We start from the raw sequence: 16922 nt of genomic DNA, 5'->3' as shown, positions 1-16922 counted from the left end.
TGATGCGCCTTGCCCCCCGTTACGCCGTGGCTGCGGTCTCCCATGTGGGCCGTCGCCAGAACAACGAGGACTTTCACCGGGTGATGCGCCTGGAGGTTCCCCAGGGCAACCTTCTCCTCCTGGCGGTGGCCGACGGCATGGGGGGGATGGAGGCGGGGGAGTGGGCCAGCAAGGTGGCCATCGAGGCCCTCTCCGAGGCGGTACGGGCCTATGCCGAACACCTTAAGAGTGGACGCCCGGCGGTGGGCTTGGCCAAGGTGATGGAAAAGGCCTTTACCCTAGCGGCCAAGCGGGTGGAAAAGGAGGCGGAAAGGCTGGGCAAGAAGGGCATGGGCACCACCCTCACCGCCTTTCTCTATGCGGACTGGCTCAAGGAGGGGGTGGTGGGGCATATCGGGGATTCCCGGGCTTACCATCTCACGGCCAAGGGGCTGAAGCGGCTCACCGAGGACCACTCCTGGGTGGCGGAGCGCCTGAAGGAGGGGGTTTTGACCCGCACCGAGGCGGAACGCCACCCCTATCGCAACGTCCTTACCCGAGCCCTGGGTCTGCCCGAGGCCCGCTTTGACCTGAAGGAGGTGCGCCTCGCCCCAGGGGAAGGGGTGCTTTTGGTCACGGACGGGCTCTACGGCCTGCTCCCGGAGGAAGAGTGGCTTTTGGGCAAGGACCTCCAGGCGAGCCTCGAGGGCCTCATGGCCGAGGCTTTGCGCCGGGGCGGGGACGATAACGTGACCGCCATCGCCTTACGGGTGGAGTGATGCAGGGGCTTCTGGCCTTCCTCCTGGTTCTCCTTACCGCAGCCTTGGCCTCACGCCTCTCCCCTTGGCCCCTCTGGTTCCTCTTGCTTTTCCTCACGGGAGCTGCCTGGGCCACGGGGGTACGGCCGGATGGGGTTTTCCCCTGGCTCCTCCTGGGCCTCGGGGTCCTGGCGGCACCCCGGGTGTACCTGGGTTCCCGAAGGCGGCTCCCAAGGCGTCCCCGCACCCAGGGGCGGCCTTCCTCCGCCTCCAGGACCACCGAGGAGGCCCGGGCTCTGGAAAAGCAGTACGAGATCCTGGAGAAGGTGGGCGTGGGGGGCATGGCCACCGTCTACAAGGCCAAGGACAAGAAAACGGGCCGCCTGGTGGCCCTAAAGGTTCCCCAGGAGCGCTTCCTGGGCGACCCCCGCTTTGTGCGCCGTTTTCACCGGGAGGCGGAGGTCTTGGCCAAGATGGACCACCCCAACATCGTCAAGGTGTACGACCACGGCCAGGTGGATGGGGTCCACTATATCGCCATGGAGTACCTGGAGGGGGAGGGCCTGGACAAGCTCATTGAGGAAAGGCGCCTTTCCCTCAAGCAGGCGGCCGCCATCCTGGCCCGGGTGGCCGACGCCCTAAGGCACATCCACGCCCAAGGCATCGTCCACCGGGACATCAAGCCCGGCAACATCATGATCCTCAAGGGGGCCTTAAGGGAGGACGGGGTGGATCCCAGGGGGGTGCGGCTCATGGATTTCGGCATCGCCGCCGGCAAGGTCCTCACCCGCCTCACCATCACCGGGGCCCGGATCGGCACCCCGGTCTACATGAGCCCAGAACAGGCCAAGGGGCAGAAGCTGGACCACCGCTCGGATATTTACTCCCTGGGGATCGTCCTCTACGAGGCCTTAACCGGCCAGCCCCCCTTCACCGGTGGGTACGAGACCGTGATCCACCAGCAGATCTTCCAGGTGCCCACCCCTCCCAAGCAGCTCAATCCCCAGATTCCCCAGGTTCTTTCCGATCTGGTCCTGAAGATGCTGGAGAAGGACCCCGCCAAGCGGCCCACCCTGGACGAGGTGGTCCAGGTGCTCTCCGGCTCCTGGGAGGAGGAAAAGGGCTTGCCCCATCCCTTCTACCTCTTGGTGGGGGTGGAGGCCAAAAAGGGCACGGTGCGGCTTCTGGACCTTTCGGGTACCGCCGCCCGGCTCATTTCCGGCATTGGCTCGGGCCCTGGCCACTTCCCGGCCCCGCCTTTGGCGGTGGCCGCCGATCCCGAAGGGGGGATCTGGATGGCGGTTTTTGAGCATGGGGCCAAGCTCCTCCACCGCTTTTCCCCTGAGGGCGAGCTTCTCCTTTCCACAGGCCCTTATGGGATGAAGCCTGGGGAGTTCCTTTTTCCCACAGCTCTAGCGGTGGCGGATGGTAGCCTTTTCGTTCTGGATTCGGAAACCGCCACGGTGAGCCGGTTGGACTTAAAGGGCCAGTACCAGGAGCGCTTTGGCGGTCAAGGAATGGGCCGGGGCACCTTCCAAGACCCCAAGGCCCTGGTGGTCACCTCGGAGTTCCTCTTCGTGTTGGACTACGGCAACCGGCAGGTGCAGCGCCTCTCCTTGGATGGCCGCTACTTATCCCGCTATGCCTTCCGCCGCTCTAAGGAAAGCGAGGAGCTAAGGCTCCTGGGCGGGGTAGGGGTAGAAGGGGAGAGGCTTTACCTCTACGATGTGGAGGCGGTCAAGGTGCGGGTGGTGGATCTTGCCGGGTCCCTCCTCGCCTCCTACGCACTACCCCTTTTAGAAGGGGAGGACCGCATGAGCCTGGTGGAGCTTCTGCCCTTCGGGGGCATCCTCTATGCTGCCAGGCGTGGGGCGAGCCGCATCCACCGCATAGACCTGAAGACCGGGGAGGCCTTGCCGCCTTTGGAGGTCTACGCTCCGGTGCGGGCCCTGGCCCTTTGGCGGAATCCGGCATGAGGGTGCTTTTGGTGGAGGACGACCCGGGGGTTCGGGAGGCCTTGGAGCTGGGCCTGGCCTTGGAGGGGCACCAGGTACGGTCCACGGAAAGCCCCCAGGAGGCCCTAAGCCTTTTGCCCTGGGCAGAAGTGGTGGTTTTGGACGTGCTTTTGCCGGAAGGGGATGGCTTTTCCCTCCTTAAGGAGATCCGCGCCCGTTCAGAGGTGCCGGTGCTGATGCTCACCGCCTTGGATGCCGTGGAGTGGCGGGTGAAGGGCTTAAAGGAGGGGGCCGACGACTACCTGGTCAAGCCCTATAGCCTTTCCGAGCTCCTGGCCCGCCTCGAGGCCCTGGTGCGCCGGACCAAGGGACCCTCTGAGGTCTTGGCCTACAAGGACCTGAGGCTTTATCCCAGGCGCATGGAAGCCTTCCGCGGCGAAAGGCGGCTTTCCCTTCCCCCCAAGGCCTTTCTCCTCCTGAAGGCCTTTTTGGAGTCGCCGGAGGAGGTGCTTTCCAAAGAGGCCCTGATGCACAGGGTCTGGGGGGAGGAGGTGGAGCCCGCCACCTTAGAGGTGCACCTTTCCCTCTTGAGAAAGGCCCTGGGGGAGCCCAGTCCCATCCAGACGGTGCGCGGCTATGGCTACCGCCTTTTCCTCCCTTAGGGGCAGGCTTTTCGCCCTTCTTTTTTTGGCCCTTGTGCTTTTGGCCCTGCCCCTGGCCTTCCTTTCCGCCAGGGAGGCGGAAAGGGCCGCCAGCGAGGACCTGCGCCGGGCCCTCTATACCCGGCTTTACCTCCTTGAGGAGGAAGGCCCCAAGGAGGAAGAGGCCCTGCTTCTGGAGCTTTTCCGCCTGGCCCAGGTCTACGGGGGCGGCACGGGTTTCGTGAAGGGGAAGGAGGGCGTGGTCTTCACCGAGGTGCCTTCCCCCGAGCTTCCCCCTGGCCTCCTCGAGGGCCTCGCCCAAGGAAGGGCCTACCAGGGGGTATGGCGGGGGGTGCTCTATGTGGCCCTGCCCCGGGATGGGGGAGGGTTCGGCCTGGCGGTGCCCCTGGAGGGGGTTGCGGGCCTGGGGCGGAGGCTCCTCCTCCTCTACGCCACCTGGGGGGGAGGGGTGCTCTTGGCCACCTTTCTCCTCTCCGCCCTGGGGCTTTCCTGGGCTCTCCGCCCCTTGAGGCGGCTGGCCCAGCTTCTGCAGGGAAGGCGCCCCGAGGACTTAAGCCCCCTTCCCGACCCGGGTCTGGTGGAGCTTGGGCCCTTGGTGGAGGCCTTAAACCGCCGCCTGGCCCAGGTGGAGGGTCTCCTTAAGGAGCTTTCCGAGAAGGAGGAGGCAGCCCGTCGTTTCGCCCACCACGCTTCCCACGAGCTCCGAAACCCCCTGGCCGCCTTGAAGGGGTACTTGCAGGTGCTCCTGCGCAAGCCTGAGCCCAGGGCCCTCATGGGGGCCTTGCGGGAAGCGGAAAGGATGGAGGCCTTGCTTTCCGGGCTTCTCCGGTTATCCCGCCTCGAGGCCACACCTCCTAGGCTTACCCCTCTGGACCTAAGGGCTTTCCTGAAGGGATGGGGCCTGGAGGTGGAAGGAGAGGCCCAGGCTTTGGTAGATCCCGAGCTTCTCGCCCTGGCGGTGGAAAACGTGCTGGATAACGCCCGCCGCCACGGAAATCTTCCCCTGAAGGCCAGGATCCAGCAGGAGGAGGAAGGGGTGTGGCTTTGGCTGGTGGACTCAGGCCCTGGTTTTCCCCCAGAACTCCTGCCGAAAGCCTTGGAGCCCTTTGTCCATGGGGGAAGGGGCACGGGGCTGGGCCTAGCCCTGGTGGCGGCGGTGGCCCGGGCCCATGGGGGAAAGGCGGCGGTAGCCAACCGGGGTGGAGCGGCGGTAGGGCTTTTCCTGCCTTTAGCTTCCCTTAAGGTTTCCCCCGATGCGCCCTTTAGCCAGGGGGACTAGGCTCCCTTTGGAGGTGATGGGAATGCGGAGGATGTTGGCGGGTGTGTTGGTTCTGGCGGCAGGCCTTTCCCTGGCCCAGACCACCGATTACCGGCAGGCGGCCAAGGCGGCAGCCGCCTTGGCCCGGCTGGAGAAGGTGGCCCAAGAGGTCACGGGTGTAGCCGAGGAGAGGCTTCTCTCCTGGGCCAAGGAGGTGAAGGCCCGGGCGGAGAAAAGCTACGAGGCCAAGAACTACTTCAAGGCGGCACGGGAGGCCCAGGCGGCCCTCCTCCTCTTCCGGGCTACCCAAGGGGAGCCCCAGGTGCGGGCCCAGGTGGAAAGGCCCGTGCCCCATAGGGGGATGGGGATGCATCACCCCTATGGGCCTAGGGGCCATGCCTTCCCCCCGGGTAAAGGGCAAGACCCAGGTGCCCGCTTGGCCCAAAGGGCTCCGGTGGCGGTGGACCGGGCGGAGAAGGAGCTGGCCTACTACCGGGCCCAGGACAACCTGGTGAAGGACCTGGTGGCCGAGGCCAAGAACAGGCTCTCTAAGGAACCTGGCCGGGCCTTCTTGTTGGCGCAGGCAGCCTTGGCCCTGATCTCGGCGGAGCGCGGCTTCTAATACCCTTTCCTCTTGTTCCCCTCTCTAAGCTCCAACGAGATGGCGCCTACCGGAGGCCCTTTCCGGAGCCCCCACCCTGGCGCAAGCCAGGGTGGGGTGGTATAACCCTGCCCCACCCGGGCAGGGCCCGATTACCATGGCGGCATGATGCGGTGGCTTGGGGTCCTCCTCCTCGGCCTTGGGGGTTTTGCCCTGGGGGAGGGGGGCCCTAAGGCCGTGGTTTTGGCCCCGGAAGAGGTCCTAAACCGCTGCGGGGCCCTGGTGCGGGTCCTCGAGGTCCAGGCCCTTTACCGGGAAGGGGATACCTTTTTGCTGGTCCTGGGCCAGAAGGAGCCCTTGCTCCTCTTGGCCCTGGAAGGGGATAGGCCCATGCCCCACATGGGCCCCCCCAGGGGCCGGCCCATACGTAAGCGGCCTTTTCCCTTTTTGCGGGAGCTTTCCCTGGCCCGGTGGGTGGTGGTCCTGCCGGGGGAGTACCGGTGCTTCATCCTCCACCGGGGACGGGTGGTGGGGGTGTTGCGCCTGGGTCTGGACCTCACCCCCTTGCCCCTCCCTCTTGAAGAAACCCCTTCCCCGGGCCCGCCCCGGCGTGGCCCCTAGGGCCCTCGGAGAGGGGTGTGGCGGGCTTTCACCTGGAGGATAGCGGCAGGTTAAGGGCTTCATCCGGGGATACGCCCCGCCTTTAGGCCTTGGGCAAGGCGAAGGCCTTGGGGTTTTAAAATGTTCCCATTATGAAGCCTGGCCTTTATCCCCTTCTGGGCCCTCCTGCCTCGGGGAAAACCTGTTTGGCCCGGGAGTGGGCCTTGGAGGTGCTAAGGCAACGGGGAAGGGTTTACTGGGTGGGCCTGCCCCACCAAAGGGCTTATGTCTACCGTCTTTTCGGCGGGCAGGAGGCGGTGCTGGGCCTGGAGTTCATGTCCTTCCAGGCCCTGTACTACCGGGTGCTGGCCGAGGTGGGCCGGCTTGGGCCCTTGCTTCCCGGGGCGGGAAGGGTGGCCCTGGTGGGGGAGGCCTTGAGGAGCCTCTACGGGGAGGAGATCGCCCCGGGGGAGGCGCGGCTATTTGCCCGAGCCATCGCCGAGCTCAAACGCTATGGCCTTTCCCCCTTTGCCCTGCCCAAGGAGGGGGAGGCGAGAAGGCTCAGGCAGGTCTACTTCGCCTACGAGCGCCTTAAGGGGAAGGCCCTGGACTACGATGACTTCCGCTACCGGGCAGGCCGGGTGCCCCTTCGCCTTTTCCCCAAGCCCGATCTGGTGGTGGTGGATGGCTTTCGGGAGGTGGGTCCTTTGGACCTCCGCTTCCTAAGGCGCCTGGCCCAGGAGGTGCCGGTCCTCCTCACGGCGGAACTCCTCCCAGAAGGGCTTGCGCCCTGGAAAGCCCTTTCCCCTAGGCCGGTAAAAAGGGAGGTCCTGGCCCTGGCCAACCCCGTGGAGGAGGTCCGCTACCTCCTTAGGGCCTTAAAGCGGGTCCTGGCCCCCAAGGGGATGGGTGGGGAAGGCCTGGATCCCTGGGAGGTCCTGGTGGTGGCCCCCGAGGAGCGCATCGGGGGGCTTCTTCTCCTCAAGGACGAGTACGGCCTTCCCCTTTACGATGGCCGGGAAAGGGCCTTGGGCGACACGGAGGAAGGGGAGAGGGTGCTGGCCCTTTTAAACCCTTTCCCCACAGGGCGGGACCTTCTGGCCTTGGGGTTTCCCACCTTGGGGAGGAAGGCCCTGAGGCTGGGTCTGGCGGGGGAGGAGGCCCTTGGGGCTTTGGCGGAGCGGGAAGGGCTTGAGGAGGAGTGGCGGGCCTTCCAAAAGCTCCGCACCCCGGGGCCTGACCTTTTGGCCTGGGCGGAGGAGGCTTTGGAGCGCCTGGGGATCGCAGCCAAGGAGCCTTTTCTTACCCGCCTCCGCCTGGCCCAGCGGGCCGATAGGGGGAACCCCTTGGCCTGGTGGCGGAGCCTGCTTTTGGACGAAAGCCTGCCCCCCGAGCCCAACCGGGGGGTGGCCCTGCTTCCTCCCTTGAGGGCCCTCGGCATAAGGGCCAAAAGGGCCTATGTGCTGGACTGGGTGGCGGGGCGCTATAGCCTAGGGGAGCGGGAGGACTACTTCCTCCTGGAAGAGCTTAGGGAAAGAGGGCTTCTAAAGGGGCTTCCCCGGCGCCTTAAGGGCCTTGACCCCCTTTTCTGGGAGGAGGTTTCCACCCGGGGGGAGGAGGTGGTTCTCCTTTACCCGGAGGCCGGCCCCTCGGGGCTCTACCCGCCCTTGGAGAGGGGGGTTAAGCCTGAGCCCTTGCCCCCGGCAAGCCGCCTCGAGGCCCTTCCCCAGCTTCCCTTTACCCCGCCCCTGCCCACGGGGCGGGAGCCCCCGCCCCACCTGGAGGTCCTCCGCCGCTTCCGGGAGTGCCCTTTTAGGGCCTACGTGGAGCGGTTTGACCTTGGGGGGCGGGATGGGGCCTTGGGGTGGCACCTCCTGCCCACGGAGTTGGAAAGGCTTCTGGGCCACGCCCAGGTGGGTCCCTGGTTGGAGGCCCATCGGGCGCATTGGGAGGGGATGCACTTTTGGTCCACCTTGCCTGGGAAACCTCCCTTACGCCTGGATGGTGTGCGGCGGGAAGGGGACACCGTTCACCTTTACCGCCTCTTGCCCCAGGGAGCGGAAGCCGACTTGGGGCCGCAAAAGCGCTGGACGGAGTGGTATGCCCTTGGGGTCTTGCTGGGCCGACGGGATGTCAGCGAGGTGAGGCTTTGGGCCTGGCCTTGGATGGGAAAGCCTTCCCTCCTTCGCCGTCAACCCTCGGGAACCCTGCCCAAGCCGGTGGAGGAGGTACGCCAACAGGCGAACGAGGCCTATCGCCTTTGGCGCGAGGGGGCTTTTCCCCCAAAGCCAGGCTTCCACTGCTACACCTGTGGCCTTGCAGACCTCTGCCGAAAGGAGGAGAGGTGAAGCTCTACGTGGCCTCAGCGGGCACGGGGAAAACCCATGCCTTGGTCCAGGAGCTTTTGGCCCTTTTGCGCCAAGGGGTGCCCCTACGGCGCATGGCCGCCCTCACCTTTACCCGAAAGGCCGCCGAGGAGCTTAGGGAACGCATCCTGGAGGAAGTTAAAGCCCTGGGGGATGGGGAGGCGGAAACGGCCAAGCGGGAGCTTTATGGCGCCCTTTTCACCACCATCCACGGCTTCATGGCCGAGGCCTTACGCCACACGGCTCCCTTCCTCTCCCTGGACCCCGATTTCGCCGTCTTGGACGAGTTCCTTGCCGAGGCCCTCTTCCTGGAGGAGGCCCGAAGCCTCCTCTACTTGAAGGGCCGGAACCCCGGGGAGGAGGAAGGGCTTGTGGGGGCCCTCCTCGCCCTTTACGAAAAGCGCTCCTTGGCGGAAGCCTTCCGGCCCTTACCGGGAGCGGAGGAGGTTTATGCCCTTTTCCAGGAGGTCCTTGGGAGGTACCAGGCCCGCACCCTTGACCTCCTAGGGCCAGGGGACCTCGAGGCCCAAGCCCTCCGCCTCCTGAAAAACCCCCAGGCCCTAGGGCGGGTGGTGGAGCGGTTTAGCCATATCTTCCTGGACGAGTACCAGGATGTAAATCCCCTGCAGGGGCGGTTTTTCCAGGCCCTGGAGGAGGCGGGGGCCAAGGTGGTGGCCGTGGGGGACCCCAAGCAGTCCATCTACCTGTTCCGCAACGCCCGGGTGGAGGTGTTCCGCGAGGCCCTAAGGAGGGCTGAGGAGGTCCGCTTTCTGGACGAAACCTTCCGCCACAGCGGGGAGCTGGCCGAGTTTCTGAACCGCTTTGTGGAGCGGTTCTTCCCCGAAACCGAACGGGTTTTGGTGAGGCCTAGACGGCGGGAAAGGGGTTTTTGGGAAGTGCACTGGGTGGGAGGGGAAGGGGAGCTGGATAGGAAGCGCCAGCAAGAGGCCTTGGTCTTAGGGAAGAGGCTTCTGGCCCTACGGGACCAAGGGTATGCCTTCCCCCAGATGGCGGTTTTGGTGCGAAGCCGCCATAGCCTTCCCTACTTGGAACGGGCCTTCCGCGCCTTGGGGGTTCCCTACGGTATCCGCCGGGGAAGGAGCTTCTTCATCCGCCCGGAGGTGCGGGATATCTACCATGCCCTTAGGCTAAGCCTCTTGGAACCCGAGGCTCCCCTTTCCCCCGAGGAGCGGCTTTCCCTTTTGGCCTTCCTGCGGGGCCCATTTGTGGGCGCCGATTTGGGAAGGCTGGAGGGTTTACCCAAGAAATCCCCCTGGAAGGACCTTCTCTCCCAACTCCCCGCTGAAGCCCAGGCCCGGCTGGAGTGGCTGAGGGAGCTGGCCGGGAAGCGGCCCCTAGAGGCCCTTAAGGCCCTGGTGCGGGACGAGGTCTTTTTGGGGCGGCTTTCCCCTAGGGCCCGCACCAATCTGGACACCCTTCTCCTCCTGGCGGCCTCGGAGCGCTTTCCTGACCTCGAGGCCCTCCTGGAGTGGCTTAAGGTGCGGGCTATGGACCCCGAGGCCGCCGAGCTTCCCGAAGGGAGCCAGGGGGTGAACCTCCTTACCGTGCATGCCGCCAAGGGGCTGGAGTGGCCGGTGGTGGGGGTCTTTGACCTCTCTAGACAGGAGCGCTCCGCGGAAGAACCCCTTCTGGTGGGGCTTGAGGGAGAGGTGGCCCTTAAGGGCACGCCCGGCTACCAGGAGGTGAGGCAGGGTCTGAAGGAGGCCGAGGAGGAGGAGGTCCTAAGGCTTCTCTACGTGGCCCTTTCCCGGGCCCGGGATGTCCTTTTGCTCACGGGAAGCGCTTCTTCCCGGCCAGGCCCCTGGGCCAAGGCCCTCATGGCCTTGGGCTTAGGCCCTGGGTCCCAAGACCCCAGGGTACGGGTCCACCCCGTTGGGGCTTCCTTCCCCTCGCCCTCGCTCCCGCCGGCGCCCCTTTTGGACCCAGCCCCTTATGCCCCCTTGGCCTTGGAACCCAAGCCCTTTCCTCCCCTCTACTCCCCCAGCGCCCACCGCAAGGCGGAAGGGGAGCCCTTGCCCCTGGCGGAGGCCTTAGAAGGGGAACTCCTGCCAGAGTTCGCCCGGGCCGTGGGTACCCTAGTCCACTACGCCATCGCCCGGGACCTGGACCCGGAGGAGGAGGGAAGGATGCGCGCCCTCCTCCTGCAGGAGGTGGCCTTACCCTTTTCCGAGGAGGAAAAGGAAGCCTTGCTGGAGGAGGTGCGCACCCTTCTCCGCCACTACCGGGAGATGCTGGGTGGGGTGTTGCCTCCTTTGGCGGTCCGCCTCGAGGATTACCCCGAGCTCCCCCTGGTCCTGCCCCTGGCGGGGACGGTCTGGCACGGGGTTCTGGACCGGCTTTACCGGGTGGGGGACAGGTGGTACCTGGAGGACTACAAAACCGACCGGTCCCTGGCTCCCGAGCATTACCTCCTGCAGCTTGCCCTTTACTGGGAGGCGGTACGGCGGGCCTGGGGGGTGGAGGCGGTTGCTTCCCCCTCAGGGGAACATCTTGTGGCCCGCTTGGTCTATTTGCGGCACAAGAAGGTCCACGTCTTCTCGCCAGAGGAGCTTCAGGAGGCCCTACAGGGGTTGGAAAAAGCCCCTGGGATGCTCTCCCAGGGGCCCGAACCACGCCTTCCTTAGCGCTTGGAGTACTGGGGTGCCCGGCGGGCCTTGTGCTTGCCGTACTTCTTCCGCTCCACCACCCGCGCATCCCGGGTGAGGAAGCCCAAGGGCTTCAGCTTGGCGCGGTAGTCGGGGTTGTACCGGAGAAGGGCCCGGGCCACCCCCAGCTTGATGGCGTCCACCTGGCCGCTCTTGCCGCCCCCCTTCACGGTGATGTAGGCGTCAAAGCGCCCCAGGGCATCCACCACCCTCAGGGGCTCGAGGGCCGCCACCGCCCGCACCAGACCCTGGAAATAGTCCTGGAAGTCCTGGCCGTTCACGGTGACCTTACCGCTACCGGGCCTTAGGAAGACCCGGGCCACCGCTTCCTTGCGCCTGCCGGTGCCGTAATACTGCTCCATCACTTGACCTCCAGTTTAACGGGCTTCTGCGCCTGATGGGGATGGGTGGGGCCGGCGTAGACCTTGAGGCGCTTGAAGAGCCTCCGTCCCAGGGGGCCTTTGGGTAGCATCCCTTTTACCGCATGCTCCAGCACCCTTTCCGGGTGGGTGGCCAGCATTTTCTCGGCGGGAATCTCCTTAAGGCCCCCCTGGTAGCCGCTATACCGGGTGTAGATCTTCTGCTTGAGCTTCTTGCCGGTGAGGCGGACCTTGTCGGCGTTCACCACCACCACGAAGTCGCCCATGGGGAGGTTGGGGGTCCAGTCGGGGCGATGCTTGCCCCTAAGCAGGGTGGCGATCTGGGTGGCCAGCCGCCCCAAGGTCTTGCCCTCGGCGTCTATGAGAACCCACCGGGGTTCAATCTTTTCCGGTACGTACGTCTTGGGCTGCATTTCCAGGGCCCTCCTTAGGCGATACACCCTGTTCTTGCCGGGGGATCGGGGGACCCCGCAAGAACGCCAAAGAAAACTTTACCATAACCCCAGCCCCCTTTTCCAGATGTGGTAGGCTGGAATCCCGTGAACGGGGTTTCCGAGAGCGCGCAACGGCCAAGGAAGTACGTGTTCGTGACCGGAGGGGTGGTGTCCAGCCTGGGTAAGGGCATCCTCACCTCCTCCCTGGGGGCCCTTTTCCGGGCCCGGGGGTATAGGGTTACCGCCATCAAGATTGACCCCTATGTGAACGTGGATGCGGGCACCATGCGCCCCTACGAGCACGGGGAGGTCTTCGTCACCGCCGACGGGGCGGAAACCGATCTGGACATCGGCCACTACGAGCGTTTCTTGGATTTGGACCTCTCCAGGGGCAATAACCTCACCACGGGCCAGGTCTACCTTTCCGTCATCCAGAAGGAGCGCCGGGGGGAGTACCTTTCCCAGACGGTGCAGGTGATCCCCCATATCACCGACGAGATCAAGGACCGCATCCGCCAGGTGGCCGAGGAACAGGGGGCTGAGGTGGTGGTGGTGGAGGTGGGGGGTACGGTGGGGGATATTGAGAGCCTTCCCTTCCTGGAGGCCATCCGCCAGTTTCGCTTTGACGAGGGGGAGGCCAATACCTTCTACATCCACCTCACCTTGGTCCCCTACCTGGAGACCAGCGAGGAATTCAAGACCAAGCCCACCCAGCACTCCGTGGCCACCCTGAGGGGTGTGGGCATCCAGCCCGATGCCATCGTCCTCCGCTCGGTGAAGCCGGTGCCGGAGGAGGTGCGCAAGAAGGTGGCCCTCTTCACCAACGTGCGCCCGGGGCAGGTGTTCAGTAGCCCCAACGTGGAGCACATCTATGAGATCCCCCTCCTTCTGGAGGAGCAGGGCCTAGGCCGGGTGGTGGAAAAGGCCTTGGGCCTGGAGCCCGTCTTCCCCAACCTCTCCTTCTGGCAGGAGGCGGTGCGGGTCTTGAAGCACCCCGAGCGCACCTTAAGGATCGCCATCGCCGGTAAATACGTGAAGATGCCGGACGCCTACCTTTCCCTTCTGGAGGCCCTGAAGCATGCGGGCATCCGGCACGGGGCCCGGGTGGAGGTGAAGTGGGTGGATGCGGAGGGCCTCGAGGGGGCTGACCTGGACGAGGCCTTCCGGGATGTTGCCGGCATCCTGGTCCCTGGCGGGTTTGGGGTTAGGGGCATTGAAGGCAAGGTGCGGGCGGCCCAGTACGCCCGGGAGAAGGGCATCCCCTACTTGGGCATCTGCTTGGGGTTGCAGATTGCCGTCATTGAGTTTGCCCGGAACGTGGCCGGGCTTAAGGGGGCCAACTCCACGGAGTTTGACCCCTATACCCCCCATCCGGTGATTGACCTCATGCCTGAGCAGCTGGAGGTGGAAGGCCTAGGGGGCACCATGCGCCTCGGGGACTGGCCCATGCGCATCCGCCCGGGCACCCTACTCCACCGCCTTTACGGGAAGGAGGAGGTGTTTGAACGGCACCGCCACCGCTACGAGGTGAACCCCCTCTATGTGGACGGGCTGGAGCGGGCTGGGCTGGTGATCTCCGCCACCACCCCGGGGATGCGGGGCCGGGGGGCGGGGTTGGTGGAGGCCATAGAGCTTAAGGACCACCCCTTCTTCCTGGGCCTGCAAAGCCACCCTGAGTTCAAGAGCCGGCCCATGCGCCCCTCCCCGCCCTTCGCCGGCTTTGTGGAGGCAGCCCTCCGGCACGCGGGTCTTTTAGAGGAGGCTTAGGGCGAACTGCCGGGCCACCCGCCCGGAAAAGCCCTTCTGCAAGGCGAAGCGGAGGGCTTCCCTTTCCTCTTCCGGGGTTAGGGGGCGGCCCAAGTGGTGGGCCACTGCCTTCAGGTAAAGCCCCTTGTCAAAGGGGGGGAAGGTGAGGACCAGGCCGAAGCGCTCGGAGAGGGCTAGGGCGTCCTGAAGCTCGTCCCAGGCGCTAGGGTCGGCCCCGGGTAAGGGATTTTCCCCCTGGTGGCGAACCAGGTGGCGGCGGTTGGAGGTGGCAAGAAGCAGGACGTTCTCGGGAGGTCCTTCCAGGCTCCCCTCCAGGAGGGCCTTCAGGTGGTGGAAGGTCTCCTCCTCAGGGTCCAGGGAAAGATCGTCCAGGAAAAGAAAAAACCGGTGGGGAAGGAGGGCCAGCCTCTCCAGGAGGCTTTCCAGGTGGCCCAGGGCCTTGGGTTCCACCTCCACCATGCGGGCCTGGGGAAGGTGGAGGAGGCTTTTAGCGGCGGTGCTTTTGCCCGTGCCCCGGGCTCCATAGAGCAGGGTGTGGAGAGCGGGCCTGCCCGCAAGAAAACGGAGGGCGTTGGCCTTGAGGGCCTCGAGTTGGGCCTCGTAGCCAATAAGTTCGTCCTCCCGGGGCAGGCGAAACGTGCGGAGAGGGTGCACCTCGCCAGAAAAGCGAAAGGCCTGATGGAGGGCAAAGGGGTAAGGGCCGTGGGTTTGGAGCACCCGGGCTAGGGCCTCGGGGTCGCGGGCAAGGAGGGCTCTTAGGGCCTCCTCCTCGGCGGGGTGGGGGGGGCGTTCCCCTAGGTCAGAAAGGGGGTACTCCTTTCGCCTCCCCACCAGCTCCTGGGAGAGGGCCTCGAGGTCCTGCCCCATCAGCTGAAGAAGCCCCGGGGTGGGCCTAAGGGCCCGCCAGGCCCAGGGGGCCCTAAGAAGGCTTTGGGCGAAGGCGTAGCCCCAGGGTTCGCCCCGGGGCAGATCCAGGTCTAGGAGGTCCAGGGGGGTCTTTGGAAGCCTCATGGGCCCCATGGTAAAGGAAAACCCCGGGGGTTTCCCGGGGCCTCCTGGTGGGCCGCACAGGACTCGAACCTGTAACCCACCGATTAAGAGTCGGTTGCTCTACCGGTTGAGCTAGCGGCCCAAGCTACACCGTAGGGGTGTATGGCGCTGGCCTTAACGCCAAAAGCTAGTGTAGCCTTCCCTTAGGGCTCTGTCAAGGCGGCTAGAACAGGTAAAGCACCGCCCTTCCCTTTTCTACCCGGATCCGGATGGGCCCCAGGGCCTGGTTTTCCAGGGTAAGGGTGGTGGCCTTCAGGGGGGTGGGGGGGAGGTTCCACCGCGCCCCCTCTACCCCCAAGGTAGCCTCGGAAAAGGGGATAAGGCTAAAGGGGGTGCCCTTTTCCAAGGGAAAGGCGTGGTTTCCTGTTAGGAGAGGGAAAGCCCGGGTAAGCCCATCGGTGAGCTCCACCCGCACGCCCTTTTCGGCCAGAAGGAAGGAAAGCTCCAGGTGGGCCAGGGTATGGTCCAACCGTCCCCCGATGCCCCCCAGGAGAAGGAGCTCCTCGGCCCCCAGCTCCAGGGCCTTGCGCACCAAGGCTTCCCCGTCCGTAAGGTCTTTCTCCCGGGGAAGCCCTTCCTTGGGAGCGGAAAGGGCGTTTTGTAGCCACTTGAGGCTTGAGTCAAAGTCCCCAAGCCAAAGCTCCAGGGGAAGCCCAAGGGCCAGGGCATGCCGGGCGCCCGAGTCCGCCGCCATTAAGCGGTAGGCCTTTAGGCGTTCCTGCAGGGCCGCCGTTACCAGAAGGGGCCCGCCTAGGAGAAGGGCGAAGCGCTTCATCTCTCCAAGGGTACGGCTTGGGAAAGGTCCAGGCCTAGGGGGACCCTGGCCCCTTCCTCCAGATGGGGGAGGGGATCTAGGGCCTCCAGGTACACCCGCACACCCCTAAGGCGTACCCAAAGCCCCACCCGGCTGCCGAAGAAAAGGCGCTCCTCCACCACCCCTTCTTGGTCTCCTCCCAGGCGCAAGGCTGCCTGGGGCAGGAGGTGGGGGTTATAGGGCAGGCCCAGGGCCTGGCTCTCCTCCGGGGAAAGGAGGTTCTTATGTCCGAGAAAACGGGCAGTCCAGGCGTCCTTGGGCCTGGCGTACACCTCTTCCGGGGGGCCAACCTGGACCAGCCTTCCCTTGTGCAAAATCGCCACCCGGTGGGCCAGGAGGAAGGCCTCGCCTTGGTCGTGGGTGACCACCAAGGTGGTAATCCCTTCTCCCCGGAGAGTTTTGCGGAGGAAGAAGAGGAGTTCTTCCCTTAGCCTCAGGTCTAGGGCTCCCAGGGGTTCGTCCAGGAGGAGAAGCCTTGGCCTTGGCGCCAGGGCCCGGGCCAGGGCTACCCGTTGCTGCTCGCCCCCGGAAAGCTCCTGGGGGCGTTTTCCTGCGTGGGGGGAAAGCTCCATTCTTTCCAAAAGCTCCCTCACCCTGGCTTCCCGCTCCTTCTTGGTCCAGCGGGCCTCCACTAGGCCAAAGGCGATGTTTTCCGCCACGGTGAGGTGGGGGAAAAGGGCGTAGTCCTGGAAGAGGAACCCCACCCCCCGCCTTTCCGGGGGCAGGGGGGTGAGGTCTTGGCCCTGGAAGCGAACGAAGCCCCGGTCTGGGGCTAGCAACCCGGCAATGAGCTTGAGCAGGGTACTCTTCCCGCTTCCCGATGGCCCCAAAAGGGCCAACACCTCCCCTTCCTTTACGGCAAGTTCTAGGGCCAGCCGGAAGCCGGGGAAGGATTTTTCCAAGGATAGCTCCAGCACCCCCTCATTAAAGCAGGTTAAACAGGAAACCCGGAGGGTCTCCCTCCGGGTTTCCTTGCCCGCTTCCCTTACTTCAAGCCGAGTTTCTTCCGCTCCTCCAGCACCTGTTGGGAGGTGAGCTTCTTCTCCCGCAGGGCCTTGACCTCGGCGGCGGTGAAGGGCTTGAAGCCCCGGACCTTCTTGTCGTCGCCCCAGGTGGTAGCGATGTGGTTGAGGAGAGCGGCGATCTCCTCATCCTTAAGCCCGTTGTAGGCGGGCATGGCCCCGTTGTACTTCATGCCCTTGACCTCAATCGAGCCCTGGAGGCCCCAGAGGAGCACCTTGATCAGGTACTCCCGCCCGCCCTGTTTGGCCAGGATCTCGGACACATGCCCGGCCAGGGGCGGGAAGGCCCCGGGCACCCCTTGGCCGGTGGCCTGGTGGCACCCGGCGCACTGGCTGAAAAGCTTGGCGCCGTCTGCCTGGGCAAAGGCCAGGCTGCCGATGAGGAGGAGAGCCGTTAGGGTCCGCTTCATCTTTACCCTCCGGGGTACTAGGGTATTTTGTCCCACTTCCCCTGTCAAGGGTCTAAGCGGAGCCGAACCTTTAGCTTCCCTTTAGGGTATAGGCCCGGGGGGTAATTTGGGAGCCTCGAGGAGGAACCCTTATAAAGAAGCCTTTATGAAAAGGGGGTTCCGTGTCAAAGGAGCTTGACATTACCCCCCGAGGGGTGCTA

The 16922-nt window shown here is 65.1% G+C and carries 15 protein-coding genes and 1 tRNA gene; 9 read left to right on the top strand and 7 right to left on the bottom strand.

Features of this window, described 5'->3' with window-relative positions; genetic code table 11:
* Positions 1–2: 2 nt before the first annotated feature.
* The 8 genes from DK874_RS04870 (at position 3) to DK874_RS04835 (ending at position 10824) form a co-directional block, all read left to right on the top strand.
* On the top strand, positions 3–758 hold the full coding sequence (locus DK874_RS04870) for a PP2C family protein-serine/threonine phosphatase (RefSeq protein ID WP_162798721.1): 756 nt from the start codon (positions 3–5) through the stop codon (positions 756–758).
* Entirely contained in the window at positions 758–2713 is a 1956-nt protein-coding gene (locus DK874_RS04865) for a protein kinase domain-containing protein (protein ID WP_114312900.1), read from the top strand. The genes DK874_RS04870 and DK874_RS04865 overlap by 1 nt, the downstream gene beginning before the upstream one ends.
* Entirely contained in the window at positions 2710–3354 is a 645-nt protein-coding gene (locus DK874_RS04860) for a response regulator transcription factor (RefSeq protein ID WP_114312899.1), read from the top strand. Before DK874_RS04865 ends, DK874_RS04860 begins: the two co-directional genes overlap by 4 nt.
* The gene (locus tag DK874_RS04855; protein WP_114312898.1) at positions 3329–4633 is read left to right on the top strand and encodes a sensor histidine kinase; all 1305 of its coding nucleotides are present in this window, start codon (positions 3329–3331) and stop codon (positions 4631–4633) included. Before DK874_RS04860 ends, DK874_RS04855 begins: the two co-directional genes overlap by 26 nt.
* 22 nt (positions 4634–4655) lie before the next feature.
* Positions 4656–5234, top strand: a complete 579-nt coding sequence (locus DK874_RS04850; protein ID WP_114312897.1) for a hypothetical protein — start codon at positions 4656–4658, stop codon at positions 5232–5234.
* Between the two features lie 147 nt (positions 5235–5381).
* Positions 5382–5834 (top strand): hypothetical protein, encoded by a 453-nt coding sequence (locus DK874_RS04845; protein ID WP_114313013.1) that lies wholly within the window; start codon positions 5382–5384, stop codon positions 5832–5834.
* A gap of 131 nt (positions 5835–5965) precedes the next feature.
* Positions 5966–8161 carry a PD-(D/E)XK nuclease family protein gene (locus DK874_RS04840; RefSeq protein WP_114312896.1) on the top strand — a complete coding sequence of 732 codons (2196 nt, stop codon included), beginning with the start codon at positions 5966–5968 and terminating at the stop codon, positions 8159–8161.
* Positions 8158–10824, top strand: a complete 2667-nt coding sequence (locus tag DK874_RS04835; RefSeq protein ID WP_114312895.1) for a UvrD-helicase domain-containing protein — start codon at positions 8158–8160, stop codon at positions 10822–10824. Before DK874_RS04840 ends, DK874_RS04835 begins: the two co-directional genes overlap by 4 nt.
* On the opposite strand, the gene rpsI is transcribed toward DK874_RS04835, so the two are convergent.
* Positions 10821–11207: a 30S ribosomal protein S9 gene (gene rpsI, locus DK874_RS04830; RefSeq protein ID WP_114312894.1), complete on the bottom strand. Its 387-nt coding sequence runs from the start codon at positions 11205–11207 to the stop codon at positions 10821–10823. The genes DK874_RS04835 and rpsI overlap by 4 nt on opposite strands.
* Positions 11207–11638, bottom strand: a complete 432-nt coding sequence (gene rplM, locus DK874_RS04825; RefSeq protein WP_114312893.1) for a 50S ribosomal protein L13 — start codon at positions 11636–11638, stop codon at positions 11207–11209. Before rplM ends, rpsI begins: the two co-directional genes overlap by 1 nt.
* Before the next feature lie 126 nt (positions 11639–11764).
* Between rplM and pyrG the strand changes: the two genes are divergently transcribed.
* Positions 11765–13426 carry a CTP synthase gene (pyrG, locus tag DK874_RS04820; RefSeq protein WP_114312892.1) on the top strand — a complete coding sequence of 554 codons (1662 nt, stop codon included), beginning with the start codon at positions 11765–11767 and terminating at the stop codon, positions 13424–13426.
* Here the strand turns inward: pyrG and DK874_RS04815 are convergent.
* From DK874_RS04815 to DK874_RS04795, 5 genes are all read right to left on the bottom strand, one after another.
* The gene (locus DK874_RS04815) at positions 13412–14446 is read right to left on the bottom strand and encodes a DUF815 domain-containing protein (protein ID WP_114312891.1); all 1035 of its coding nucleotides are present in this window, start codon (positions 14444–14446) and stop codon (positions 13412–13414) included. The genes pyrG and DK874_RS04815 overlap by 15 nt on opposite strands.
* A gap of 36 nt (positions 14447–14482) precedes the next feature.
* A tRNA-Lys gene (locus DK874_RS04810) sits at positions 14483–14558 on the bottom strand.
* An 81-nt stretch (positions 14559–14639) separates the two neighbouring features.
* Complete coding sequence (locus DK874_RS04805) at positions 14640–15251, bottom strand: thiamine diphosphokinase (protein WP_114312890.1); 612 nt, start codon at positions 15249–15251, stop codon at positions 14640–14642.
* Entirely contained in the window at positions 15248–16207 is a 960-nt protein-coding gene (locus tag DK874_RS04800; RefSeq protein ID WP_114312889.1) for an ABC transporter ATP-binding protein, read from the bottom strand. Before DK874_RS04800 ends, DK874_RS04805 begins: the two co-directional genes overlap by 4 nt.
* A 68-nt stretch (positions 16208–16275) precedes the next feature.
* Positions 16276–16722 carry a c-type cytochrome gene (locus DK874_RS04795; RefSeq protein WP_114312888.1) on the bottom strand — a complete coding sequence of 149 codons (447 nt, stop codon included), beginning with the start codon at positions 16720–16722 and terminating at the stop codon, positions 16276–16278.
* Positions 16723–16922 lie beyond the last annotated feature (200 nt).

Origin of the sequence: Thermus caldifontis, from assembly GCF_003336745.1 — a bacterium.
Lineage (GTDB): Bacteria > Deinococcota > Deinococci > Deinococcales > Thermaceae > Thermus > Thermus caldifontis.
The sequence above is the reverse complement of the archived record's forward strand: the minus strand, read 5'-3'. Positions and strand labels throughout refer to the sequence as shown.